This is a genomic window from Hoeflea prorocentri (genome assembly GCF_027944115.1).
GTDB lineage: Bacteria > Pseudomonadota > Alphaproteobacteria > Rhizobiales > Rhizobiaceae > Hoeflea_A > Hoeflea_A prorocentri.
In genome coordinates, this window is the sequence record NZ_JAPJZI010000001.1 from 1,665,393 (window position 1) to 1,688,914 (window position 23,522).

Genomic DNA, 23,522 nt, shown 5'->3' on the forward strand with positions numbered 1-23,522 from the left:
TAAGGATAAAGACGCCTTCCGCAGCATGGCCCCGTCCGGGGCCGGACTTAGCAAAAAAGGAATAGAGCAAGCCTGGGTCGAATGCTTCAATCTGTGCCGTACTTGTTCTAGATTAGAGTAGACTGGAAAACAGACCGGGACTGTATCAAAATCGGTATGAAATACGGTGAATCAGGAAAAGGGTGAAATGGCATTGAAGCCTTTGTGGGCAACGATGAGCGGCGAGGACGACGACGATGATGATGGCAAGGGATCCGGCAACGGCATCTCGGTCATCACGCGTACGCAAAAGAAGCTGAAGAAGCCGAGCCTTTACCGGGTGCTGCTTCTGAACGACGATTACACTCCGATGGAGTTTGTCGTGCATGTTCTGGAGCGGTTCTTTCAAAAGGATCGGGAGGCGGCAACGCGCATAATGCTGCATGTTCACAATCACGGTGTGGGCGAGTGTGGGGTCTTTACTTATGAGGTTGCGGAAACCAAAGTCACACAAGTGATGGATTTTTCGCGCCAAAACCAGCACCCGCTTCAATGCGTGATGGAAAAGAAATGAGGATATAGTCGTGCCGACATTCTCCAATAGTCTTGAAAAGGCGCTGCATCAGGCTCTGACCTTTGCCAATGATCGCCATCATGAATATGCAACGCTTGAGCATTTGCTTCTGGCGCTGATGGACGATTCCGATGCCGCTGCCGTGATGCGGGCCTGCGGTGTCGATCTCGACGCTTTGCGCTCCACCGTCACGGAATATATCGACAACGAGCTGCACAATCTGGTGACCGGATACGACGAGGATTCAAAACCCACCTCCGGTTTCCAGCGGGTCATTCAGCGGGCCGTGATTCATGTCCAGTCTTCGGGCCGCGACGAGGTTACGGGCGCCAATGTGCTGGTCGCGATCTTTGCAGAGCGCGAAAGCCATGCAGCCTATTTCCTGCAGGAGCAGGAGATGACCCGTTACGATGCGGTCAACTTCATCTCGCACGGTATCGCCAAGCGGCCGGGCGTTTCGGAAAGCCGTCCGGTTCGTGGTGCGGAGGAGTCCGACACGGACGGACCACCGTCGTCAACCGAAAACGATGAGGGCGGAAAGGCAAAGAATCAGGACGCGCTCAGTTCCTATTGCGTGAATCTCAATCAGAAAGCGGCGGACGGAAAGGTCGACCCGCTGATTGGGCGCGAACAGGAAGTCAACCGCACAATTCAGGTGCTTTGCCGCCGCTCCAAGAACAACCCGCTCTATGTCGGCGACCCGGGTGTCGGCAAGACGGCGATTGCGGAAGGGCTTGCCCGGCGTATCATCAACGGAGAAGTGCCGGAGGTTCTTCTCGATTCAACGATCTTTGCCCTGGATATGGGCGCGCTGCTTGCCGGAACGCGTTATCGCGGTGACTTCGAGGAACGGCTCAAACAGGTCGTCAAGGAACTGGAGGAAACGGAAGGCGCAGTCCTCTTTATCGACGAGATCCATACGGTCATCGGCGCTGGCGCAACCTCCGGCGGCGCCATGGATGCGTCCAACCTTTTGAAGCCGGCTCTTTCGTCAGGAAGCATCCGCTGCATCGGCTCGACCACCTACAAGGAGTTCAGGCAGTTCTTCGAAAAGGATCGCGCCCTGGTGCGCCGCTTCCAGAAGATCGATGTCAATGAGCCGAGCATTGACGATGCGGTCGAGATCCTCAAAGGCCTGAAGCCGTATTACGAGGATTATCACAAGGTCAAATACAGCAATGAGGCGATTACCTCAGCGGTCGAGCTGTCGGCCCGTTACATCAATGACCGCAAGCTGCCGGACAAGGCGATCGACGTGATTGACGAAACCGGTGCCTCGCAGATGCTGGTAGAGGAAAGCAAGCGGCGCAAGACGATCACCGAAAAGGAGATCGAGGAAACCGTTGCGACGATGGCGCGTATCCCTCCGAAGTCCGTTTCCAAGGACGACAAGATGGTGCTCGCCAATCTGGACAAGGAACTGCGCCGCGTTGTTTATGGTCAAGACGAGGCTATCGAAGCGCTCGCATCCGCCATCAAGCTGGCGCGGGCCGGTCTTCGCGAGCCGGACAAGCCGATCGGCAGCTATCTGTTTTCAGGCCCGACGGGCGTCGGCAAGACGGAGGTTGCCCGGCAACTGGCAAGCTCTCTCGGTGTTGAACTCCTGCGTTTCGACATGTCGGAATATATGGAACGTCATACGGTCTCGCGGCTTTTGGGCGCGCCTCCCGGTTATGTCGGGTTCGATCAGGGCGGCCTGTTGACCGATGGTGTGGACCAACATCCGCATTGCGTGCTTCTGCTCGATGAGATCGAGAAAGCCCATCCGGATCTCTTCAACATCCTGCTGCAGGTGATGGACCACGGCAAGCTGACGGATCACAACGGCAAGCAGATCGATTTCCGCAACGTCATCCTGATCATGACGACCAATGCGGGCGCAGCCGATCTTGCCAAGCCGGCCATCGGTTTTGGTTCTTCCAAACGCGACGGCGATGACATGGAGGCTATCAACCGCATGTTCTCGCCGGAGTTCAGAAACCGGCTGGACGCGATTATTCCGTTTGGTTCGCTGCCGACGCCTGTCATTCACCAGGTGGTTCAGAAGTTCGTCATGCAGCTTGAGGCACAGCTTGCCGAAAGAGGCGTAACGTTCGATCTGAGCAAGGACGCCATCGCCTGGCTGGCGGACAAGGGCTATGATGAACGCATGGGCGCGCGTCCATTGGCGCGGGTGATTCAGGAACATGTGAAAAAGCAACTCGCGGATGAGGTTTTATTCGGCAAGCTGAAGAAGGGCGGCACGGTCAAGGTGACCGTCGCGCCCGACAAGGACGGCAAACCCGGCCTTAAGCTTGAAGCCATTCCCGACAAGGCACCTGCTAAACCGCGCAAGGAACCTGCGGCAAAACGCAAGGCGCCGGCGGCAAAGGCTAAGAGCGGAACCGCGGCGGCTTCAAAACGGGCACAGCCCGATGCAGGGACAACCGCTGTTGAGGAAAAGCCGGGTACAAGGAAACCGCGCGGCGGCGCGGTGCCGAAGGTTCCGCGGAAAAAGTAGCGGTGTCCGAGACAATACGCGATCGCCTTAAAGAGGGCGATCGCCGATCGGTCGGCGCGGCTGCGTCGGTAGCTGAGACCGTGCGTGGTGACACGCAGCTTCTCCCCAAACTTCTGGACTTGATGGATGATCCCGACACTGGCGTCGTTGCGCGCGCCGCGCATGCGGCCATGCAAATCAGTCTCAGTGCGCCGGAGCTTTTCGATACGCATATAGACCGGCTTTTGAACGGCCTTGAACGTCTCAGCCAGTGGGAAATAGGTGAGCAATTTCCGAAGATACTGACACGAACCAATTTGAGCGCCGATCAGACCGAACGGCTGTTTTTGATCCTTGCCGATAATCTGCGGGATAAATCCAACATCGTCGCGGCCTGTTCGCTCCAGGGTATGGTGGATCTGGCGCACGACAATAGAATCCCTGTCGGCCGGGTACGGGAACAAATTGAGTTTGCGCTCCGGTCGGACCGTAAAGCTTTGTCTGCACGCGCGCGCCGGCTCGCTGCTCTGCTTTGATCTTCAAGGCGCAGAGCCTGTCCGGTTTGATATGATTGCCTGATCGGATCTCGGAAAAATTCAATCAGGTCTTTGCAAGCCCATGGATGCGGTCTAACAAGGCTGCGTGGATAACCAAACGACCGTTCGACAAATGCCGTGGTTCCTTGCCGGGATGCGCGGCCTTTTTTCGGGGCCTGCACTCGTCCTGATGTCCGCCTTTGTGGGCTTCTGCGGGTTTGCCTTTGAAGCCGGAATCCCACTTTGGCAAACGGTCTTCATGACCGGGATCGTCTGGGCGTTGCCGGCACAGTTCGTGCTCATCGGAGCCATCATCGCCGGTGCATCTCTTCCGGCCGCTGCCCTTGCGGTCACGCTGTCTTCCATGCGGCTTATGCCAATGGTCGCGGCACTGGTTCCATTGATCCGGACGCGGTCGACGCCGACATGGGTTCTGCTTGCTGTATCGCACTTCGTTGCTGTAACCTTGTGGGTCTTCACAATGGAACGCATCCACAAGGTCCCCCCGGAAGGGCGCGTTGCTTTTGTCGCCGGATTCGGCCTTACAATTTCGTCAGTCAATATTCTGATCGTCGGCATCCTGTATGGGGTTATCAGTCATCTGCCGGCGATGGTGGGCGGCGCATTGTTCTTCCTGACACCGGTCTATTTCATCACCTCAATCTGGGCCTCAGCCCGCAGCATCGAGGTTTATTTCGCAATGATTATCGGCCTTGTGATGGGGCCACTGTTCCACATGCTCGATCCGGAACTAGGACTGCTCTATGCCGGCTTCTTCGGCGGAACCCTGGCGTTCATTCTCGAGCGCCTGGTCAATCGCAGAAAGGCACGGCGCAATGAGTAAGGAAGAGACCGGTCTTTATTTGTGGCCATATATCTATATCGCAATTGCCGGTTGGCTTGCCACGGATATCTGGCGTTGGCTTGGAGTGCTTGCCGGCAACAAGATTGTCGACGGTTCGCCGACGCTGGTGTGGGTGAGGGCGGTCGCGACTGCTCTCGTCGCGGCGGTTGTGGCGCGGCTCATCCTGTTTCCGACCGGATATCTTGAGACGACGCCCATCTGGCTTCGTCTGAGCGCCGTTGCCGCAGGTTTCGCGGTCTTTGCGATGACACGCCAGAAAGTCATTGCCGGGATTGTCACGGCTGAAGTGGTGTTGCTGGGCGGGCTTTTTCTTCTTGGTCCGCAGATCAACTAGACCAGAACTTCGCTTGCCCTTTTTATGTCATCGAGTTTCGCGCGTGTTTCTTCATAACCGCGGTCAATGGCCTCGGCGGCACGGTGAAATTCGGAAAGGCCGATATCGGACAGACGCGGCATCAGCAGGATGTCCGGCGGATCGCCGGCAAGCCGGGCACGCGAAATCCGATCCTGAATGATATTGTAGGCTTCAACCATGACATTGGTCATGCCGATCCGCCGGGACTTCTTCCTTTCCTCCGGTGTTGCATCCGGCATCAGGTCAAGCGGGTTTTGTGAGGCGGCGTGTTTGACAACGGCTGATCTGCCATAGAGATCGTAGTGGAGGTTTACTGCAACGACGAGGGGAGCCTCGTGGGCGCGGCAGACCGAGACCGGCACTGGATTGACGAGCGCACCGTCAACCAGTGTGCGCCCATTGCACTGCACCGGTTCAAAAATGCCTGGCAAAGCGTAGGACGCATGGATGGCGGTCGTCAGCGAGCCGCTATGAATCCAGATTTCATGCCCGGTGGCGATTTCTGTCGCGACCGAGGTAAAGGGACGGTCGAGATCTTCAATGTCGATATCGGCAAGATGTTCGCGCATGCGTTTGCTCAGGCGCATGCCGCCGAACAGGCCGCTGCCGCCGATGGCAAAATCCAGCAGCGCAACAATCCTGCGCATGGTCAGGCTACGGGCGAACTCTTCAAGCTCATCCAGTTTTCCCGCAAGGTAACATCCACCGACTAACGCACCGATAGACGTTCCTGCAACCATGCTGACACGGACGCCGGCTTCATCCAGTGCGCGTAAAACGCCGATATGTGCCCATCCGCGTGCGGCTCCACCGCCAAGCGCAAGTGCTATATCCGATCGTTGTGTCTGGTCGAGCAAGGTCCTTACTCCGGGCACTGTTCCGGCTCAAAGATGGCGACCTGCATCCGGTGTGGTTTACCCGGCCGGCCGGTCATGCCGCCTGTTCGTGCCGATACTAACACCTACTTTATTTAAGAACGATGAAGTTGGCACGCCACAATACTCACCGACAAGATACATTTCTTTACTGCAAGTTGATATGCGGTGAAGGTCATGGGACCGGACAGGCGGCAGTCAGCTGTAGACTTCACCCGGATCAAAACGCGGCAGATCGCCGTCCGCTCGTAAATGTGTTTTGCCGTCCGATCGCTCGACTGTACGATAGAAACAGCTATTGCGGCCCGTGTGGCAGCTGGCGCCGTGGCCGGATACATTCACCTTCAACCAGATGGCGTCCTGGTCGCAGTCCGTTCGCATTTCCTGCACCTTTTGCACATTGCCCGAGCTCTCTCCCTTCTTCCAAAGGGATTGCCTTGAACGGCTGTAATAGTGGGCGATGCCGGTCGAGATCGTCAAAGACAGTGCTTCGGCGTTCATATGCGCGAGCATCAGAACCGTGCCGTCAGCTGCGTCTGTGACAACGGCGGTTACCAGGCCATCAGCGTCAAATCTTGGCGTCAGCGCAGTGCCTTCTTCAAGCTCGGCTTTATCTGCCGGTGCCGGCGGGAACAACGGCGCCGCGGCGCGCTCATCCGTCATACGATCTCAGTCCTTGCCGCGAAGCATCGACATGAAACGTGCCTGTTCCTGCGGCTCCGTCTTGAACACGCCTGTGAAGGTGGATGTCAGCGTTGTCGAGCCGATTTTCTGTACACCGCGCATGACCATGCACATGTGTTCTGCTTCGATCATGACGGCCACGCCGCGTGGCTTTAGCGTCTTGTCAATGGAATCGGCTATCTGGGCTGTCAGCGATTCCTGTGTCTGGAGACGGCGTCCGAACGCGTCGACGACACGCGCGATCTTTGAAAGTCCAAGAACACGGCCGTCCGGCAGATAGCCGACATGGGCCTTGCCGATGATTGGCACCATATGATGCTCGCAGTGCGAAAAGAAAGGGATATCCTTCACAAGCACAAGTTCGTCATAACCGGAGACTTCCTCGAAGGTCCGGCCGAGAATTTCCTCCAGGGAATCGCCGTATCCGGAGAAAAGCTCCTGATAGGCGCGGGCAACGCGTTTCGGCGTATCAAGCAGGCCTTCGCGTGCCGGATCTTCGCCGATCCAGCGCAGCAACAACTCTACCGCTGCCTTGGCCTCTTCTTCACTCGGCCGAGCAACGCTCCGGCTTTCGCCGTCCTGGTCTTCACCGACATCATTGGGAAAGTTCTTGATTACGGCGTCCATCGCTACATTCTTCTCCGTGGCCGGTGTTTCGGCCAAACACTTCGATCCTATCCGCCGGCGGTCAATTTTCGGTCGTATGCGGATGCGGTTTCCTTATCGCAAGCGACCCCCATCTTGCAATGGTGACGCCACGCCCCAAAATAGGGTATAGATGTGTGAAAAGCCAACAAATAGGCGACGTTATCGCGTCGGTATTGATTGTTTCGGTAAATGAAGACGATAAGCAGTCGGGATCGCCCAGAATGATCGATGATGTCTACAATACGAAGATCCTGGAGTTCGCGGGCAATATCCCGCGCATCGGCACTTTGGAAGATGCGGATGCGACGGCTCGGGCGCACTCGAAGCTCTGTGGTTCAACTGTCAAGGTATGGCTGAAACTCGATGGCGATATTGTCAGCGATTTTGCCCATGAAGTGAAAGCCTGCGCCCTCGGGCAGGCGTCATCCTCCATCATGGCCCGCAATATTGTCGGCGCTTCAACCGCTGAGCTACGGGCCGTGCGCGACCAGATGATCGCGATGTTGAAGGAAAACGGCCCACCGCCGACCGGCCGCTTTACAGACCTGCAGTTTCTCGAGCCGGTTCGCGATTACAAGGCAAGACACGCGTCCACATTGCTGACATTCGATGCCGTCGTCGATGCTATTGAGCAGATCGAGGAAAGCCGTGGCGCAGGGGCGGCCGCCTGAGATCGTCCAGGCCATGTGTCCGCAAAACTCATCTCCGAACCGGCCAAGAGGCCGCAATTATGACGGTCCTTTCAGAAAAACGCCCGGACGTTTGTTCGGCATGGGGCTGATCCGCCTTTACCAACTGACCCTTTCAGGGTTCATCGGCAACAGTTGCCGGCACCTTCCGACCTGCTCGGAATTTGCCTATGAAGCTGTGGCCCTGCACGGGCTTTGGGGCGGTGGTTGGATGGCGTTCTACCGCGTCATTCGTTGCGGACCAGGCGGCAGTCACGGGTTCGACCCGGTTCCGGACATTTTGCCTGACAACTGCCGCTGGTTTTTGCCATGGCGCTACTTTCGTTACGCAAAAAATAGGCCCGGCGTGGAGTAACTGCGTTCGGTTGCAAACGCTGAAGACTCGAGCTAAAAGGCGCGCGCCCGGCAAAGACCGGATGATTTCAAACCACCCGCATTCGTTGGCGGGACTGGACAGGAGAAAACATGATGGCTGAATCCGCCTCTCAATCCGATTCCGTTTCCCTCAAATTTCCCGATGGCTCCACACGCGAATATGCGAGCGGGTCCACCGGCCGTGATGTTGCGGAAAGCATTTCCAAATCGCTTGCCAAGAAGGCCGTTGCGCTCGAACTTGATGGTGAACTGCGCGACCTGAGCGATCCGGTGACCGATGGCGCGCTGCAGATCGTGACGCGCGATGACCCGCGCGCACTGGAACTCATTCGTCACGATGCGGCGCATGTCATGGCCGAGGCTGTGCAGGAACTCTATCCCGGTACTCAGGTGACAATCGGTCCCGTCATTGAAAACGGGTTCTACTATGATTTTGCCCGCAACGAGCCCTTCACCCCGGAAGATCTTCCCAAAATCGAGAAGAAGATGCGGGAAATCATCGCCCGCAACAAGCCGTTCACCAAGGAGGTCTGGACGCGCGACGAGGCCAAGGAAACCTTCTCCCGGATGGGTGAGGCCTATAAGGTCGAACTTGTCGACGCAATACCCGAAGGCGAGGACCTCAAGATCTACAAACAGGGTGACTGGTTCGATCTGTGTCGTGGTCCGCATATGGCCTCAACCGGGCAGATCGGCAACGCATTCAAACTGATGAAGGTTGCGGGCGCCTATTGGCGCGGCGATGCCAACAATCCGATGCTGACCCGAATCTACGGCACCGCCTGGGCCGATCAGAAGCAGCTCGATGCCTATCTGCATATGCTTGAGGAGGCCGAGAAGCGCGATCACAGGCGTTTGGGCCGGGAAATGGACCTGTTTCATTTCCAGGAGGAAGGGCCGGGCGTTGTCTTCTGGCATGCCAAGGGCTGGAAGATGTTCCAGAACCTGGTGAACTATATGCGCCGGCGTATTGGCGAGCACGGATATGACGAGGTCAATGCGCCGCAGGTTCTCGACAAAGCGCTTTGGGAAACCTCGGGCCACTGGGACTGGTACCGTGAGAACATGTTTGTCACCCAGACGGAGGACGAGCGTGTTTTTGCGCTCAAGCCGATGAACTGCCCGGGCCACGTGCAGATATTCAAACACGGCCTTAAGAGCTACCGGGAACTGCCTATAAAGCTTGCGGAATTTGGTGCTGTTCATCGTTATGAGCCGTCCGGCGCGCTGCATGGGCTGATGCGCGTGCGGGCCTTCACTCAGGATGATGCGCATGTCTTCTGCACCGAGGAGCAGCTTCGGGCGGAGTGCCTGCGGATCAACGATCTTATTTTGACGACTTATGCGGATTTCGGATTTGAAGAGATTACCGTCAAACTGGCGACCCGGCCGGAAAAACGCGTCGGCACCGATGAGATGTGGGATCACGCTGAAGAGGTGCTCCGCGACATTCTCAAACAGATCGAGAAGGAATCCGGCGGACGTATCAAGACCGGCGTCAATGAAGGCGAGGGCACGTTCTACGGGCCCAAATTCGAATATGTGCTGCGCGATGCGATCGGCCGGGAATGGCAATGCGGCACGACGCAGGTCGACTTCAACCTGCCGGAACGGTTTGGCGCCTTCTATATCGACAAGGATTCGGAAAAGAAGCAGCCGGCGATGGTGCATCGCGCCATATGCGGCTCCATGGAGCGCTTCCTTGGCATCCTGATCGAGAACTATGCCGGCAATCTGCCCTTGTGGTTTGCGCCGGTTCAGGTGGTGGTCGCGACCATCACGTCGGACGCCGATGAGTACGGTCTTGAAGTCGCGGCCGCATTGAAAAAAGCCGGACTGAGTGTCGAAACCGATCTGCGCAACGAGAAGATCAACTACAAGGTCCGCGAGCATTCGGTTGCGAAGGTTCCGGTCATTCTTGTCTGCGGCATGCGCGAGGCCGAGGAGCGCAGCGTGAATATGCGCCGCCTTGGAAGCCGCGATCAGACGTCGATGTCGCTTGACGATGCAATCGTCATGCTGACCGATGAGGCGGTGCCGCCTGATCAACGGCGGGATTGAGTTTCATAAGACATATCTACCAACAGGGCGGCCGTCGGCCCGCCCTGTTGGCCGAGCCGTTTGATGCTCACTGCTTCACGAGTCTGCGATTGAACTCGTCATTGAAGTAGGACACGATCTGACTGTAGACGCCATTTGTGATGATCCTGTCGAGTCCGACGTTGAAGTCGTCGAGATACCGGTTGGAATCCGAGTTGGTCGCATAGGCAAGCAAATGGAGCCGTCCCGGGATTGAGAAATCGGACATTTCAACATTGTCGGTGATCCCCATGTCGTGGGCGACGGCCAGACCGACGAAACGGTTGAGAGCAACGTAGTCGGCGCTGCCTTCCAGAAGGCGTTGGAAACAGTCCTGGGGCGAGTCGCCGACGACCAGATGTTCGATTGAGAAGCCGGCCTCAACCATGTCGAATGTGGAAAATCCTTTCGGCCTGCAGATTCGCCGCGTCTTGACGGTCTCCAGGGATGTGTCGCCGAGATCGGCGCGGCCAGCCTCCTGGAAGAAGACCTGCGTTGTATTGACGATTGGCTTGGATTTGCTGTACTCGCAGCGGATCTGCATGGGCTCCGGAAGCCTGTCGCAGGTTTGCCAGAAGTCCATATCCGGCATCGCCCACGGAAACGTCATCTGATAGCGGTCTTTCTTGACCAGACTTGTGACCTGCGCGTTCCAGTCGTCGATAATGTCTATCTCGACATTTGCATTGATGTCAGAAGCTTCGAAGGCGGCTCGAATGATCTCGGTTGCCATACCGTCATTCGGCCAGTCCGTATCGGTAAATGGCGGCCAGTTGTCACCGGTGACGACATAGACTGTCACGGTCTCGGCGCCAGCGGCCGCGGGTTTGTCTTCAATCGTTGCCGCCGCGGTTTCCGGGAGGCTTTCGACTGAGCCGGGGCAGGGCGGAATGCTCAGCCGCATGCCGATAATCAGTAAATCCGGGTTGTTGCCGATCACATCCGCATTTCCGGGATATTCATAGATTCGCGGCCACATAAGCCAATCGCCGAGAGACGCCTTGGCGATCCTCGACAGTGTGTCGCCGGAGGCAACATAATACTCCTGAACGTTCTGCGTGCAGGCGGCAGGCGCCGCCGATGCGGGTGTACCGGTGCTGGCGACAAAGTGGACCGTGGCAAATAATGCGGCCGTGAGGGTGGACAAATGAGGGAGGCGGATTTTCACGGAATACTCCTGATCATGAGGTTGACGGGTTTGTGTTGGAACTCGGGTTTTTGTGTTTGTGAACCTTGTCGAGCCGCTGTGTCGGGTTGCCGTTGAGGGACCGCGGGCAGCTTCAGCCGCAATCCCGTAGTGCGAGGGACGCACTTGACCACCACGCCGTCACCATGACGGCGTGCCAGGTATTTCAATACTCAGGCAGGCATCACTTCACGGGCGATGATGCCTGCCTTTTCCCGATCGGGGGTGGCGCTGAGTTGGTTCGGTTGACCCTGTTACTGCTTTGCGAGGCGCCGGCTGAACTCGTCATTGAAGTACGAGATGATCTGACCGTAGACGCCATTGTTGATGATCGTCTGCAGGCCCTTGTTGAACTCATCGAGATACTGGACCGTGTCCATCGGATTGTTCCGATAGGCAAGGATATGGATCGGGCTTGCAATGGTGATGTCAGCCATTTCCACGTTGTTGCTGATCCCCATATCCGCGGCGACCGCCAGGCCGGTGAAGCGGTTCAGCAGGACATAGTCCACTTTTCCTTCAAGAAGGCGCAGGAAACAATCCGTTGGCGAGAGCTCGATGTGGAGGTTGTCGACCGACAAACCGTTTTCGACGAGTTCGAAGGTTGAATATCCCTTTGGCCGGCACAGTCGCTTGGCCTTGATCCCCTCCAAGGTATCCTGCGCAAGGTCGGCGCGGCCGGCCTCCTTGAAGAAAGCCAGCGTAACGTTGGCAATTGGATTGGAGTGATCATATTCGCAGCGAATCTGCATCGATTCGGGAAGTTTGTCGCAGGACTGCCAAAACTCCATTTTTGGATAAAACCATGGGAATGTCAGCTGATAACGGTTTGTCTTGGTCAGCGTTTCAAGCTGCGCGCTCCAATCGTTGACGTAGTGAATTTCGACATTGTCGCTCATCCCGGCCGCTTCGAATGCGGCCTCCACGATGACCACGGCCATGCCGCCCTGTGGCCAGTCCGTCGAGACGTAAGGTGGCCAGTCATCACCGGTCACAACATATAGCTTTATCGGAAGACTGGTCGTCGTGCTGCCGGTGTTCCTTGCTGCCCTTTGTGTTTGTGCTTGCGTTTGTGTCTCGGTGGCGACGACCTCCTGGGGAATGCTCTGAATCGCACCAGGGCAGGGAGGGATCTGAAGCCGCACGCCGATAGTCAGAAGATTGGGATTACGCCCGATAGATTCGGCATTTCCGGGATATTCAAAAATTCTCGGCCATTGCCGGGGATCGCCAAAGGCGGCGCCCGCGATTTTTGAAAGTGTGTCGCCGGAGCTGACGGCGTATTCCTGCACGGTATTGCCGCAAGCAGCCGGTGCGGCTTGTGCAGACGCCGACATGCCCATCGCAAGTGGAACAGACATGGCAAGCGCAGTGGCGGGGCCGAGCAATCGGCTGGAAAAACAGTTCACGGAGGACTCCTGAATCTTGGTTATTGAGCGAGGCGAAAACTGATGTTCTCGTATGGAATGTTCTTTGCCCGGCTGGTGCGATGGGTCAGCTTGGCACTGTCTCCATCGATGCGGCCCGATGTTGCGCCGCGAACGATTCCGAGATTGCGGAAGCATGTTCCGTTGGGCATTTTCATGATCCAGCAACCGGATACGCGTTCGGCTGCGTTGTCGGACATTCCATAAAGGCCGTTGACGGGGCTGTTTTGTTCAACCGGAATCAGGGTCCCGGATGTGCGAACCTTCTCGGGATCAAAATTCGGTCCCCAAGGATAGTCGCTGTGTGTCGCAAGGCCCCCGCGCGCAGCGACGATCCATTCCGCTTCGTCCGGTATTCTGTAGGGCGGCTCCCCGGCTTCGCGTTTCCCGTTGATCCATTCGACAAAACCCATCATCTGATCTGTTGTGACCGATGTGATGGGAAGAAAGAGCTTGTCACTGTCGAAATAACCGGACGGAAAACCGTCCATTGAACACGAACCTTCGTCTGCGCAGGCTTTCCATTGCCTCCTGGTCACTTCCGTCGTTGCAATCCGGAAGTCATCAAGGGTAATCATTTGCGTTCGTGAAGCCGTGTCGCCAGCTGCGTGATTGGGTATGGTGAATGTTCCACCGGTAATCGACACCATGACAGGTGTCAGCGGATTGTCCGGGATTGCCCCGACGGAACTCTGTTCCGGTATGGGAACGACACCGGCGGCTGAGGCGACTTCCAGACTGTGTTCAACGGGAGGCGTGGTGACCGGCGGTTGAGGGGTGGTGTCTTGTACCGTCTGTGTCGTGTTCGAGGGCAGATAGCGCGATAAAAAGAGCGCACCGCCAAACGAAGCCATGAACGCGACGACAAACAGTGCCAGGAGACCAGTCTGCCGGTTGATCGCGATATTGCGGGGTCTAGCCGGCGGCTTCTTGAGCAGGAAGTCGGGGATGCCGATATCTTCGTCGTCTTCCTGATCCCATTTCAGTTTGGGTGCATTTGGTTGATTGAGCCTGCGTTCATTTCGAACAACGGCTGCTGCAAACCCGCCCGGTCGTGCTCTTCTTGATGATTTTCTGTTGATATTACGCGTGAAATTAATGTCTTGACCAGATACTCTATTCATTAACTTTCTTACCCCGGAAAGTTAAGGTTAAAAACTGGCGAAAAAGACGATCGGACAGGTATACGCCTTGCATGGATTCTGTCCCAACAGAGCGGCTTCATCCGAGAACTGGACTCTCGCGCGCTCGGCAATTCAGTTGGGCATGGCCTCCAAATCAAAACATCGTTCTGCAAAATCCTCCCGACCGTTGCCGGCGTAAAAATAGTGGAGAACGAATGTCGGCCCAAACTATGGCGAACACACCGCGATGCTGCCGCATTCTTGACAATTTGCCATCAAGAATTGTGTCGCCGTGAAGCAAAATTATAGGATGTGTTGCCGTAATTCGGACTTAATTCGGCTCAGTCAGCAGATTGTATGCGGTTCATATTCCACTCGATTGACTGAGCGAACGGCGTCCAATAGCCGACTTCGACACCGGCCTGACGCAGGGCCTGTCCTGTCCACGCATTGCATCCGTAAAACGGGTTGAAGCGACCGGTTGCCCGGTAAAACACATCGCCAAAGCCTTGCGTCACGCCATCAAGCAGTTCGACATCGCCATTCATGTCCGTGTCAAATGAGGCGGCGATGAAGCGGACAAGCCTCTCGTATTGATCATTGTCGAGGTCGACACGAAAGACGCCGAGACCATGGGGTGCGACCGGCAATGGCAACACATGTATAACCGAGCGGTCGAAGGCAAGCGATCGCACGATGATACTTGCAGTCAGATCCGACAAGGCAAGCAGGCTTGTATAGGCGGTTTGAGATCCCCATCCGAAAACCAGGTAACGGGCGCCTTCCAGGCCGTGTGGAAGATCATCCGACTGTACCGGCACATTGGCGGGCGCGCGACCGCCGATGACGGGCAGCGCAATGTCGCTGTGAAATCCATTTGAGAGCACATAGACGGTGTGTACAGGTGTTGACGCCGGCGACTTGCCTGGCACCGTCCAGACTGTTCCGGCAATGGCGGCTGCAAGATACAGTGTGATTATTGCAAGGACTGTTGCTGTCGTGATCGCAACCGCCTTGAAAAATCGCCGGGTGAATGATCGGCTGCTCATTTTCCAGTCTGACATTTATGCCCCTGGCGGGCCTTCGTACTGCGGCGATCTATTGAAGAAGCACCTCGACATCGTAGTTGAAGCCGGCAGCGACCTTGAAGTCCCGCCGGTAGAGCTGCTGCTGGTGCCGGGCGATGGCAGTGTAGTCGCCTTCGGCCAGGACGAGTGACGGAAAGGCTCCGACACTCTCACTGATCAGATCACCGGCGGCATTGGTTATCGACCAGGCGGTGTCGGCAATGGCTTCGCCACCCTCTTCCGAAACCAGCTTCAATGTAATCTGGGCGGCTCTGTGCTGAATCGTCGCCTCCGTCATCTTGCCGGCTGCGACGGCAATATCCGAACGGATGACAGCGTTGACATCACCATATTCCGAAACAACGTGATAGATCCCGTCGTTGAGGCGGATGATCTGATTTGGCTTGACGTCAGCAATAATCAATTGTCGTTGCCCGTTCGCGTCGCGCTCTTCAGAGTAGATGTCAAATCGCAGTTTGACCGGTGCGATACGCACGTCATTTCCGGAGACTGCGTTGAGAACCAGTCCCCCGGCGTTGAGGATAAAGTCCTGCGCGTTAACCGGGCCATTATCGGGTATAACAAGTTTGCGGGTCACCCCGGCAAGGCCGAATGAGACGTGAACGAAATATTCGCCGGGCTCCATGGAAATCAACGCGGAGCCGCCTTCCGAAGTGGCGAGAATTGGAAGTTTGCCTTCCTGATCCGGGATAGGGTGATAAACGCGCCATATCAGTCCGTGTTCCAGCGGGGCTGCGCCCTCAACAAGCCGGGCATCCAGATCGACATTGCGTAGTTGATCCGGTGGCAGTGCAATTTGCGGCAGGTCGCCTGTCGGGGCAAACTCGGTCACGCCCGGAAGATTGAGAGGAAATACAGTGTCCACCGGCTGCGCATCCTGCGCGGCGGCTTGCCCTATCATTGCCCCCAGCAATACCAGAATCGGCAAAACGCCGATTTTCAGTCTGGAATGAATCATCTAGTTCCCAATATAGCTCTTATGTCGTTTCAAGCCCAGGCAAATGGCAAATTCAAGGCGACCAGCAACGTAGCAAAGGACCGGCGATGAACGAAGCTCTGAAATCCTACCTCGAGACGCGGCGAACCATACCCGCCAACATGATGACGGAACCGGGGCCGGACCACGACACAATACAAAAGATGCTGGCGCTTGCCACGCGTGTTCCCGATCATGGTAAACTGGCGCCTTGGCGCTTTATCGTGATTTCAGGGGAAGCCAGACAGCGGATCGGATCGCTTTTGAGCGAGCTGGCGCTTCGTAACAATCCGGATATGCCGGCTGAGCGCAGGGAGCAGGAGGAGACACGGCTTGCGCGCGCTCCAGTGGTCATAGTGGTCGTCAGCAAGGCGGCGGAGCATCCGAAAATCCCGCAATGGGAACAGGTCCTGTCCGCCGGTGCGATCTGCCTCAACCTTTACATGGCCGCCAATGCCTTCGGTTTTGCAGCTAACTGGCTCAGCGAGTGGATCAGTACCGACAGGGATGCGCTTGATATTCTTGGCGTTACACCCGAAGAACAGGTGGCCGGCATGATCCATATCGGAACGCCGACCGTCCCACCGAACGAACGCCCCCGTCCGGATGTCGAAACCCTGACGACGTGGCTGGAAGACTGAGGCCGGACATGTTCTACGAAACCGGCACAAATGATCACGGCTTGCCGCACGATCCGTTCAAGGCGCTCGTCTCGCCACGGCCGATTGGCTGGATAGGGACGCTGGCTGGCGATGGCACACCCAACCTTGCACCCTACAGCTATTTCAATGCGATCGGCGACAGGCCGAAAATGGTGATGTTCGCGTCGGATGGCCGTAAGGACAGTGTCGCCAATATCGAGGAGACGGGTGAGTTCTCGGCCAGTCTTGCCAGCCGGGTGCTTGCGGAAAAGGTTATCGCCACTTCAGTGGATGCGCCGGCCCATATTGATGAGTTCCAATATTCCGGTTTGACTGCGACCGCCGGCAAACTGATTTCCGCGCCACATGTGGCCGAGGCCTTTGCGGCGCTCGAATGCAAGGCGGTGAGCATATTCCAGCCGGATACGCTTGAGGGCGGAAAGTCAAAATCCATCGTCGTGATCGGTCAGGTTGTCGGCATTCACATCGACGAGGGCATCATTGCCGATGGCAGGATCGACATGGCTAAGGCTGCACCACTGGCCCGTCTCGGCTACCGCGACCACAGTCACGGGGCCGATACGTTCGAGTTGATACGGCCGGTCTGGACTGAGAAGGATTAGGGCAATCCGGCCGCGCGGGCGCGCTCAAGTATCTTCTGTGCCTGCCGCAGATGTGGGCGATCGATCATCTGGCCGTCGAGGCTGAGAACACCGACATCGTCACCGGCTTCGTCGAAGAGTGAAACGATCTTGCGGGCGCGGGCCAGTGATTCCTGCGAAGGCGTGAAGACCCGGTTTATGATTTTCACCTGGGCCGGGTGAATGGCCATCTTGCCTGAGAAGCCGTCGCGCACCGCCGCGCGGCACTCCTGTTCGAGCCCCTCGGTGTCCCTGAAATCAGTAAAGACGGTGTCGATCGCATCAACACCAGCCGAAGCGGCGCCAAGGAGAGTAACCGTTCGGGCATAACGGAAGAGGTCCGTATACTGTCCGTTCTTGTCGCGGTTTGTTTGAACGCCGACATCCGCGGATAAATCCTCGCCGCCCCAGGAGAGCGAACGCAATCGCCGTGAAACCGATGTGTAGGTCCCGGCGTTCAGCGTTCCCCGGGCGGTTTCCGTAACAAGCGCGTGGATGCCCGTAACCCCCTCGTCGATTCCGGCTTCGGCCTCGTGAACGGCGATCATTGACGACAGTTTCTGTACGTCCGAGCCGTGTTCCGCCTTTGGCAGGAGAACCGCGTCCGGGCCAACGCTGACGATTTCCGCCAGGTCGTCCTCGGTCAGCCCGCTGCCAAGAGGATTGATGCGCACGACGAGCGATGGCTGAGGCGCTGCTCCGGATTCGCGTGCCTCGCTGATAAAAGCGCGTGTCATCTTGCGTGCCGTGGATTTTTGCGAAAGGGAGACAGAGTCCTCCAGATCGATCAAAAGGCAATCGGCACCGCTGGAAAGAGACTTGTGGAGCTTGCGCTCCGAATCACCCGGTACAAAGAGATAGGACCGCACGTTCAAGCCGCCTTTTTTCGCATCATTGCCTGCCGCTTGCAGCGCGCAACAAGGTCGCCATTTTGATTGTAGCCGCGATGCTCGAATTCAACGATGCCGCGATCTGCCTTGGATTTCGATTCGCGAACGGAAAGCACTTCCGTTTCCACTCTCAAAGTGTCGCCGTGGAACATGGGATGGGGAAAGGTGACGTCCGTCATGCCCAGATTAGCTATGGTTGTCCCGACGGTGGTGTCGTTGACAGAAATTCCTATCAATAAACCAAGTGTAAACAACGAGTTGACCAGGGGTTTGCCCCATTCGGTCCGGGATGCAAAATCAAAATCAATATGTAAAGGCTGAGGGTTGAGCGTCATGTTGGAGAACAACATATTATCGCTTTCCGTAATGGTCCGGCGCAGCTCATGCTGAAACACCTGACCTTGCGAAAATTCCTCGAGATAAAGTCCTGTCATTCGGTCCTCCGTTTGCGCGGCAAAATAGGCGAGGGCAGGTGCAGCCGCAAGCGGTTAACAGTTATGGTGAACCGATCGTAAACCTTTTGTTCCTAGTGTCGGATCGACGAGAAGCGAATCCGGATAATTTTTATGATCGTTCAGAAGTTTTTGCAGTGGTCCGAATCGGCAGGCGCCCGTGAAAGGGCACGCGCGGCAAATGCCTTGTCGCGTGCCTTTGTCCTGAGCGAGTTGTCGCTTGAGGAAACACGCGCGGCCGAGGCAGCGATGGCGCTTCTCCTTGACGACCCGTCGCCCATGGTCCGCCAGGCGATGGCAGAGGTTCTTGCCGCATCGGAAAAAGCGCCGCGCTCGGTCATTCACAGTTTGGCAAAGGACCAGATCGATATTGCCGGCATTGTAGTTTGTTGCTCACCCTTGCTTGGCGACCAGGAACTTGTTGATCTGGCGGCGGATGGAAGACCGGGTATCCAGAGCGCCATAGCCATTCGCCATGATCTGAGACAGGCGGTCTGTGCTGCGCTTGCCGAGGTTGCCGAACGTCCCGCCGTCGCCGATATGCTGGACAATCCGACGGCACGCATTGCAAAGGTTACGTTGCGTCGCATTACGGAACGATTTGGCGGTCATCCGGAAATACGCGCAAGGCTGCTTGATCGCTCCGATCTGCCGGGCGATGTGCGGCACTCGCTTATCCTCAAGGTTGGCAATGCGCTGGCCGAGTCCAGTTTCGTGGCGGGCATTGTCGGGCGAGGCCGGGTGGGGCGCATAACCGACGAAGCCTGTCAGGCGGCAACACTGCAATTGGCGGGAGCGGTTGACGGCAGGGAAATTCCGGCTCTGGTCGAACATCTGCGGCTTGACGGCAAGCTGACACCGGCATTCTTGATGCATGCACTGTGCATCGGCAATATCGAGTTCTTCGCATCGGCCGTCGGTTCAATCGCCGGTGTTGATGACCAAAGGGTCAGGGCTATTCTCGTCGACGGTCGGCGCAATGCCATTCAGGCGCTTTATGCGTCGAGCGGATTGGACGCCATGACCTGTGAGGTCTTTGCAACCGCGACACTGCTTTGGCGTGATGCGACAAAGCAGGATGTCGCTCCGAACGCCTTGCGCATAACCGAGCAGTTGATCGACCACTATATGGAAAATGGTGAAAGCGGTCCGGTTGAAGAATTGCTTTTGCTTGTTGAACGGATGAACCTGGAGTTCCGCCGCAAAGCTGCAAAAGACTATGCAATGGCCATAGCGTGCGAGGCGGCCTGAGCGGCCAGCCGTCAGATATCGAGATCGTCGACGAATTCCGCGCGTTCCTGAATGAACTGGAAACGCGCTTCGGCCTTTGTACCCATCAGGTCATCGACGGCTTTGCGGGTATCATCGGCGCTGATTTCGTCGATCTCCACCCTTAGGAGTGTGCGCTTGTCGGGGTGCATGGTCGTTTCCTTGAGCTGAGCCGGGAGCATTTCTCCAAGCCCTTTGAAACGGCCGATGTCTATTTTCCCCTTACCCTTGAATTCGCTTTCGAGGAGCTCTGCACGGTGCGCGTCGTCGCGGGCATAGAGTGTCTTGCCGCCTTGTGTAATCCTGTAAAGCGGCGGCACAGCGAGGTAGAGATGTCCCTCGCGAATGAGGTCGGGCATTTCCTGGTAGAAGAATGTGATCAGCAGTGACGCAATGTGCGCGCCGTCTACATCGGCATCCGTCATGATGATAATACGGTCGTAGCGCAGATCCTGTTCGCGGTATTTCGCCCGCGTTCCGCAGCCCAGTGCCTGGACGATATCGGCAATCTGCTGGTTGGCGCCCAATTTGTCGCGGCCGGCGCTTGCGACATTCAGGATCTTGCCGCGCAGGGGCAGAATGGCCTGGTTTGCGCGGTTCCTTGCCTGTTTCGCCGAACCGCCGGCGGAATCGCCCTCAACAATGAACAGTTCGGCCCCTGCGGCGGTCCCTTGCGAACAGTCAGCCAGCTTGCCGGGCAGGCGAAGCTTTCTCACAGCGCTCTTGCGGTTGACTTCCTTTTCCTTGCGTCGGCGAACACGCTCGTCGGCCCGTTCCATGACCCAATCCAGCAGCTTTGCCGCTTCCTGGGGCGAGTCGGCCAGGAAATGGTCGAACGGGTCGCGCACTGCGTTTTCGACAATGCGCTGGGCCTCGACGGTGGCGAGTTTGTCCTTGGTCTGACCAACGAATTCGGGCTCGCGTACAAAGACGGAGAGCATGCCGGCCATTGAAATCATCACATCGTCCGTGGTGATGATGGAGGCGCGTTTGTTGCCGGTGAGTTCGGCATAGGCCTTGAGACCGCGCGTAAGCGCGAGCCTGAAGCCGGCTTCATGGGTTCCACCTTCAGGTGTCGGAACCGTATTGCAGTAGGAATTGACGAAAGCGTCGCCCGTATACCATGTCACCGCCCATTCGACGGTGCCGTGGCCGCCGGCTTTTTCCGAGCGGCCGAAAAAGATATCGCGGGTAACCTTGTGTTCCGGGCCGATGGATTCGTCTAGATAGTCCTTCAGGCCGCCGGGAAAATGAAAGACCGCCTTTGCCGGCGTTTCATCCTTTTCTCCGAGCAATGAGGGATCGCAGGACCAGCGGATTTCGACGCCGCCGAACAGATAGGCCTTTGACCTTGCCATCTTGAAGAGACGGGCCGGCTCAAACGCTGCGGACTTGCCGAAGATGTCCGCGTCGGGATGGAAGCGGACCTTGGTGCCGCGCCGGTTATGAACCTCTCCCAGATCCTCAAGCTTGCCCTTTGGGACACCGCGCGAGAAGGTCTGCCTGTACAGCCGGCGATTGCGCGCCACCTCAACCTCGAGATGGTCTGACAGTGCATTGACCACCGAAACACCGACGCCGTGCAGGCCGCCGGACGTTTCATAGACCTTCGAGTCGAATTTGCCGCCGGCGTGAAGCGTGGTCATGATGACTTCCAGTGCCGACTTGTTCTTGAACTTCGGATGCGGGTCGATCGGTATGCCGCGGCCATTGTCGGATACGCTCAAGAACCCGTCGGCATCGAGTTCGACCTCAATGACTTTCGCATGGCCTGCAACAGCCTCGTCCATCGAATTGTCGATGACTTCGGCAAACAGGTGATGGAGCGCGCCGATATCCGTTCCGCCGATATACATACCCGGTCTGCGGCGAACGGGCTCCAGCCCTTCCAGGACTTCGATATCGGAGGCGGAATAACCTGCCTCAGCGTCATCTCTCACGGCTGCTTTGCGTTTTCCGGCAGGCGGCGTCTTTGGCGGGGCTGACGTGCTGCTGTCATCCTGCTCCGGTGACGGTGTGGCGCGGTCGGCCTTCAGGTCGGAAAATAGGTCTGTCTTGTCTTCCATCAAACGGGTATTTCCCAGTTGATTCGCATCGTGCCGAGTCTGCCAGAGTGCGGCGCGCTTTGCGAGGCTTTGAAGGCCCGTGACGCCTATTAAACATCCTGAAAGCGGCTATTTACGGCCATTTGTTAAAAGAAAAGCGCCCCGCGCGGTGTTTCCGGCCGGGGCGCTTGTCGTTTATGCACTTGTCCTGTTTCCGCGAGGCTTACGACCGGCTCGAGATCGGCACATAATCCCTGCTGGTTTCTCCGGTATAGAGCTGGCGGGGGCGGCCGATTTTCTGGTGCGGATCCTCGATCATTTCCTTCCACTGGGCGATCCAGCCAACCGTGCGGGCGAGGGCAAAAAGCACGGTGAACATGGTGGTTGGGAAGCCCAGCGCCTTAAGGGTGATTCCCGAGTAGAAATCGATATTCGGATAAAGCTTCTTTTCGATGAAGTAGTCGTCGGTGAGCGCAATGCGCTCCAGCTCGATGGCGACATCGAGAAGCGGATCGTCCTTGATGCCGAGTTCGGCCAGCACTTCATGCGTGGTCTTCTGCATGATCTTGGCGCGCGGATCGTAGTTTTTATAGACGCGGTGTCCAAAGCCCATCAGGCGGAACGGATCGTCGCGGTCCTTGGCGCGAGCGATATATTCCGGAATGTGGTCCACTGATCCGATTTCGGCGAGCATGTTGAGCGCAGCCTCATTGGCGCCGCCATGGGCCGGTCCCCACAGGCAGGCGATGCCCGCGGCTATGCAGGCGAACGGGTTGGCGCCGGACGAGCCGGCGAGGCGAACGGTCGACGTCGAGGCGTTCTGCTCGTGATCGGCGTGCAGGATGAAGATGCGATCCATCGCGCGGGCAAGGACAGGATTGACCTTGTACTCCTCACAGGGCACCGCAAAGCACATGTGCAGGAAGTTGGACGCGTAATCGAGATCGTTCTTGGGATAAATAAAGGGCTGTCCGATGTGGTATTTATAGGCCATTGCCGCGATGGTCGGCATCTTAGCGATCATGCGCAGGCTGGCGACCATGCGCTGATGCGGGTCCGTGATATCGGTCGAATCGTGATAAAATGCGGACAAGGCGCCAACAACACCGCACATGATGGCCATGGGATGCGCGTCACGGCGGAAGCCGGTGAAAAACCGCGACATCTGTTCATGGATCATTGTGTGGCGCGTAACCCTGTAGTCGAAGTCCGCCTTTTGCGCCTTGTTGGGAAGCTCGCCGTACAAAAGCAGGTAACAGACCTCAAGGAAGTCGCCGTGCTCGGCCAGCTGGTCGATAGGGTAGCCGCGATGAAGAAGGATGCCTTCGTCACCATCGATATAAGTGATCTTGGATTCGCATGAGGCAGTCGAGGTAAAGCCCGGGTCATAGGTGAAAGCGCCGGTTTCCTTGTAAAGGCTGGCGATATCGACAACGTGTGGACCAACCGATCCGCCGCGTACCTGCAGTTCGATGTCATTGCCATCGACAGAGAGCTTTGCCTTCGATTCTGTCATGTTGGTCCCCTTTTTCTTCATTCAGACTGCGACCCGGGAGGTCCCCATACGCCAAACCGGAGTGGGCGTGCGCAGTTGCTAGCCGATTTCACGCGCGCTGCCAAGCTCTGGCCCGGTGTTATTGTGCGA

At 57.1% G+C, this 23,522-nt stretch carries 22 protein-coding genes and 1 pseudogene; 11 read left to right on the plus strand and 12 right to left on the minus strand.

The window, feature by feature from the left end:
• Positions 1 to 214: 214 nt before the first annotated feature.
• The 5 genes from clpS to OQ273_RS07785 all read left to right on the plus strand — a co-directional run bounded on the left by clpS (position 215) and on the right by OQ273_RS07785 (position 4,767).
• Positions 215 to 553, plus strand: a complete 339-nt coding sequence (gene clpS, locus OQ273_RS07765) for an ATP-dependent Clp protease adapter ClpS (protein WP_267993054.1) — start codon at positions 215 to 217, stop codon at positions 551 to 553.
• 10 nt (positions 554 to 563) lie between these two features.
• Positions 564 to 3,053 carry an ATP-dependent Clp protease ATP-binding subunit ClpA gene (gene clpA, locus OQ273_RS07770; RefSeq protein ID WP_267989883.1) on the plus strand — a complete coding sequence of 830 codons (2,490 nt, stop codon included), beginning with the start codon at positions 564 to 566 and terminating at the stop codon, positions 3,051 to 3,053.
• 2 nt (positions 3,054 to 3,055) lie between these two features.
• Positions 3,056 to 3,568, plus strand: a complete 513-nt coding sequence (locus tag OQ273_RS07775) for a hypothetical protein (RefSeq protein WP_267989884.1) — start codon at positions 3,056 to 3,058, stop codon at positions 3,566 to 3,568.
• A gap of 133 nt (positions 3,569 to 3,701) precedes the next feature.
• Entirely contained in the window at positions 3,702 to 4,412 is a 711-nt protein-coding gene (locus OQ273_RS07780; RefSeq protein WP_267993055.1) for an AzlC family ABC transporter permease, read from the plus strand.
• A complete protein-coding gene (locus tag OQ273_RS07785; RefSeq protein WP_267989885.1) occupies positions 4,405 to 4,767 on the plus strand; it encodes an AzlD domain-containing protein in 363 nt (120 codons plus the stop codon). The genes OQ273_RS07780 and OQ273_RS07785 overlap by 8 nt, the downstream gene beginning before the upstream one ends.
• Here the strand turns inward: OQ273_RS07785 and OQ273_RS07790 are convergent.
• The 3 genes from OQ273_RS07790 to folE all read right to left on the minus strand — a co-directional run bounded on the left by OQ273_RS07790 (position 4,764) and on the right by folE (position 6,974).
• Positions 4,764 to 5,663 (minus strand): patatin-like phospholipase family protein, encoded by a 900-nt coding sequence (locus tag OQ273_RS07790; RefSeq protein ID WP_425493361.1) that lies wholly within the window; start codon positions 5,661 to 5,663, stop codon positions 4,764 to 4,766. The genes OQ273_RS07785 and OQ273_RS07790 overlap by 4 nt on opposite strands.
• Positions 5,664 to 5,861: 198 nt before the next feature.
• Positions 5,862 to 6,326 (minus strand): phosphoribosyl-AMP cyclohydrolase, encoded by a 465-nt coding sequence (gene hisI, locus OQ273_RS07795; protein WP_333781683.1) that lies wholly within the window; start codon positions 6,324 to 6,326, stop codon positions 5,862 to 5,864.
• A 6-nt stretch (positions 6,327 to 6,332) separates the two neighbouring features.
• The gene (gene folE / locus OQ273_RS07800) at positions 6,333 to 6,974 is read right to left on the minus strand and encodes a GTP cyclohydrolase I FolE (protein WP_267989887.1); all 642 of its coding nucleotides are present in this window, start codon (positions 6,972 to 6,974) and stop codon (positions 6,333 to 6,335) included.
• Positions 6,975 to 7,216: 242 nt separating this feature from the next.
• Between folE and OQ273_RS07805 the strand changes: the two genes are divergently transcribed.
• The 3 genes from OQ273_RS07805 (at position 7,217) to thrS (ending at position 10,120) form a co-directional block, all read left to right on the plus strand.
• On the plus strand, positions 7,217 to 7,666 hold the full coding sequence (locus OQ273_RS07805; RefSeq protein WP_267989888.1) for an iron-sulfur cluster assembly scaffold protein: 450 nt from the start codon (positions 7,217 to 7,219) through the stop codon (positions 7,664 to 7,666).
• Between the two features lie 13 nt (positions 7,667 to 7,679).
• Positions 7,680 to 8,039 (plus strand): membrane protein insertion efficiency factor YidD, encoded by a 360-nt coding sequence (gene yidD / locus OQ273_RS07810; RefSeq protein ID WP_267993056.1) that lies wholly within the window; start codon positions 7,680 to 7,682, stop codon positions 8,037 to 8,039.
• A 113-nt stretch (positions 8,040 to 8,152) separates the two neighbouring features.
• Positions 8,153 to 10,120 (plus strand): threonine--tRNA ligase, encoded by a 1,968-nt coding sequence (thrS, locus tag OQ273_RS07815; protein ID WP_271292097.1) that lies wholly within the window; start codon positions 8,153 to 8,155, stop codon positions 10,118 to 10,120.
• A 67-nt stretch (positions 10,121 to 10,187) separates the two neighbouring features.
• Here the strand turns inward: thrS and OQ273_RS07820 are convergent, their stop codons facing one another.
• The 5 genes from OQ273_RS07820 to OQ273_RS07840 form a co-directional block, all read right to left on the minus strand.
• Entirely contained in the window at positions 10,188 to 11,306 is a 1,119-nt protein-coding gene (locus OQ273_RS07820) for a transporter substrate-binding domain-containing protein (RefSeq protein ID WP_267989890.1), read from the minus strand.
• 272 nt (positions 11,307 to 11,578) lie between these two features.
• Complete coding sequence (locus tag OQ273_RS07825) at positions 11,579 to 12,733, minus strand: transporter substrate-binding domain-containing protein (RefSeq protein WP_267989891.1); 1,155 nt, start codon at positions 12,731 to 12,733, stop codon at positions 11,579 to 11,581.
• Between the two features lie 20 nt (positions 12,734 to 12,753).
• A complete protein-coding gene (locus tag OQ273_RS07830) occupies positions 12,754 to 13,875 on the minus strand; it encodes a formylglycine-generating enzyme family protein (protein ID WP_267989892.1) in 1,122 nt (373 codons plus the stop codon).
• Between the two features lie 341 nt (positions 13,876 to 14,216).
• Entirely contained in the window at positions 14,217 to 14,939 is a 723-nt protein-coding gene (locus OQ273_RS07835; protein WP_267989893.1) for a TIGR02117 family protein, read from the minus strand.
• 34 nt (positions 14,940 to 14,973) lie between these two features.
• Positions 14,974 to 15,918 (minus strand): hypothetical protein, encoded by a 945-nt coding sequence (locus OQ273_RS07840; RefSeq protein ID WP_267993057.1) that lies wholly within the window; start codon positions 15,916 to 15,918, stop codon positions 14,974 to 14,976.
• Between the two features lie 89 nt (positions 15,919 to 16,007).
• Between OQ273_RS07840 and OQ273_RS07845 the strand changes: the two genes are divergently transcribed.
• Together OQ273_RS07845 and OQ273_RS07850 are read left to right on the plus strand one after the other, a co-directional pair.
• A complete protein-coding gene (locus tag OQ273_RS07845) occupies positions 16,008 to 16,580 on the plus strand; it encodes a nitroreductase family protein (protein WP_267989894.1) in 573 nt (190 codons plus the stop codon).
• A gap of 8 nt (positions 16,581 to 16,588) precedes the next feature.
• Positions 16,589 to 17,203, plus strand: coding sequence for a flavin reductase family protein (locus tag OQ273_RS07850; protein ID WP_267989895.1), 615 nt, complete (start codon positions 16,589 to 16,591; stop codon positions 17,201 to 17,203).
• On the opposite strand, the gene OQ273_RS07855 is transcribed toward OQ273_RS07850, so the two are convergent.
• Both OQ273_RS07855 and OQ273_RS07860 read right to left on the minus strand, forming a co-directional pair.
• Positions 17,200 to 18,090 (minus strand): HpcH/HpaI aldolase/citrate lyase family protein, encoded by an 891-nt coding sequence (locus tag OQ273_RS07855; protein ID WP_267989896.1) that lies wholly within the window; start codon positions 18,088 to 18,090, stop codon positions 17,200 to 17,202. The genes OQ273_RS07850 and OQ273_RS07855 overlap by 4 nt on opposite strands.
• A 2-nt stretch (positions 18,091 to 18,092) precedes the next feature.
• Positions 18,093 to 18,548 (minus strand): annotated as a pseudogene (locus tag OQ273_RS07860) (MaoC family dehydratase); the annotation flags it as partial.
• A 129-nt stretch (positions 18,549 to 18,677) separates the two neighbouring features.
• Here OQ273_RS07860 and OQ273_RS07865 point away from each other — a divergent pair.
• Entirely contained in the window at positions 18,678 to 19,814 is a 1,137-nt protein-coding gene (locus OQ273_RS07865) for a DUF2336 domain-containing protein (protein ID WP_267989898.1), read from the plus strand.
• 11 nt (positions 19,815 to 19,825) lie between these two features.
• On the opposite strand, the gene parE is transcribed toward OQ273_RS07865, so the two are convergent.
• Both parE and gltA read right to left on the minus strand, forming a co-directional pair.
• A complete protein-coding gene (parE, locus tag OQ273_RS07870; protein WP_267989899.1) occupies positions 19,826 to 21,898 on the minus strand; it encodes a DNA topoisomerase IV subunit B in 2,073 nt (690 codons plus the stop codon).
• Between the two features lie 202 nt (positions 21,899 to 22,100).
• Complete coding sequence (gltA, locus tag OQ273_RS07875) at positions 22,101 to 23,393, minus strand: citrate synthase (protein ID WP_267989900.1); 1,293 nt, start codon at positions 23,391 to 23,393, stop codon at positions 22,101 to 22,103.
• Positions 23,394 to 23,522 lie beyond the last annotated feature (129 nt).

Bases quoted from the DNA above. Each gene is read 5' to 3' on its own strand.
- clpS (WP_267993054.1), top strand. From the start codon at position 215: ATGAGCGGCGAGGACGACGACGATGATGATGGCAAGGGATCCGGCAAC.
- OQ273_RS07780 (WP_267993055.1), top strand. From the start codon at position 3,702: ATGCCGTGGTTCCTTGCCGGGATGCGCGGCCTTTTTTCGGGGCCTGCA.
- OQ273_RS07785 (WP_267989885.1), top strand. From the start codon at position 4,405: ATGAGTAAGGAAGAGACCGGTCTTTATTTGTGGCCATATATCTATATC.
- hisI (WP_333781683.1), bottom strand. From the start codon at position 6,326: ATGACGGATGAGCGCGCCGCGGCGCCGTTGTTCCCGCCGGCACCGGCA.
- folE (WP_267989887.1), bottom strand. From the start codon at position 6,974: ATGGACGCCGTAATCAAGAACTTTCCCAATGATGTCGGTGAAGACCAG.
- OQ273_RS07805 (WP_267989888.1), top strand. From the start codon at position 7,217: ATGATCGATGATGTCTACAATACGAAGATCCTGGAGTTCGCGGGCAAT.
- yidD (WP_267993056.1), top strand. From the start codon at position 7,680: ATGTGTCCGCAAAACTCATCTCCGAACCGGCCAAGAGGCCGCAATTAT.
- thrS (WP_271292097.1), top strand. From the start codon at position 8,153: ATGGCTGAATCCGCCTCTCAATCCGATTCCGTTTCCCTCAAATTTCCC.
- OQ273_RS07830 (WP_267989892.1), bottom strand. From the start codon at position 13,875: ATGAATAGAGTATCTGGTCAAGACATTAATTTCACGCGTAATATCAAC.
- OQ273_RS07835 (WP_267989893.1), bottom strand. From the start codon at position 14,939: ATGTCAGACTGGAAAATGAGCAGCCGATCATTCACCCGGCGATTTTTC.
- OQ273_RS07845 (WP_267989894.1), top strand. From the start codon at position 16,008: ATGAACGAAGCTCTGAAATCCTACCTCGAGACGCGGCGAACCATACCC.
- OQ273_RS07850 (WP_267989895.1), top strand. From the start codon at position 16,589: ATGTTCTACGAAACCGGCACAAATGATCACGGCTTGCCGCACGATCCG.
- OQ273_RS07865 (WP_267989898.1), top strand. From the start codon at position 18,678: ATGATCGTTCAGAAGTTTTTGCAGTGGTCCGAATCGGCAGGCGCCCGT.
- parE (WP_267989899.1), bottom strand. From the start codon at position 21,898: ATGGAAGACAAGACAGACCTATTTTCCGACCTGAAGGCCGACCGCGCC.
- gltA (WP_267989900.1), bottom strand. From the start codon at position 23,393: ATGACAGAATCGAAGGCAAAGCTCTCTGTCGATGGCAATGACATCGAA.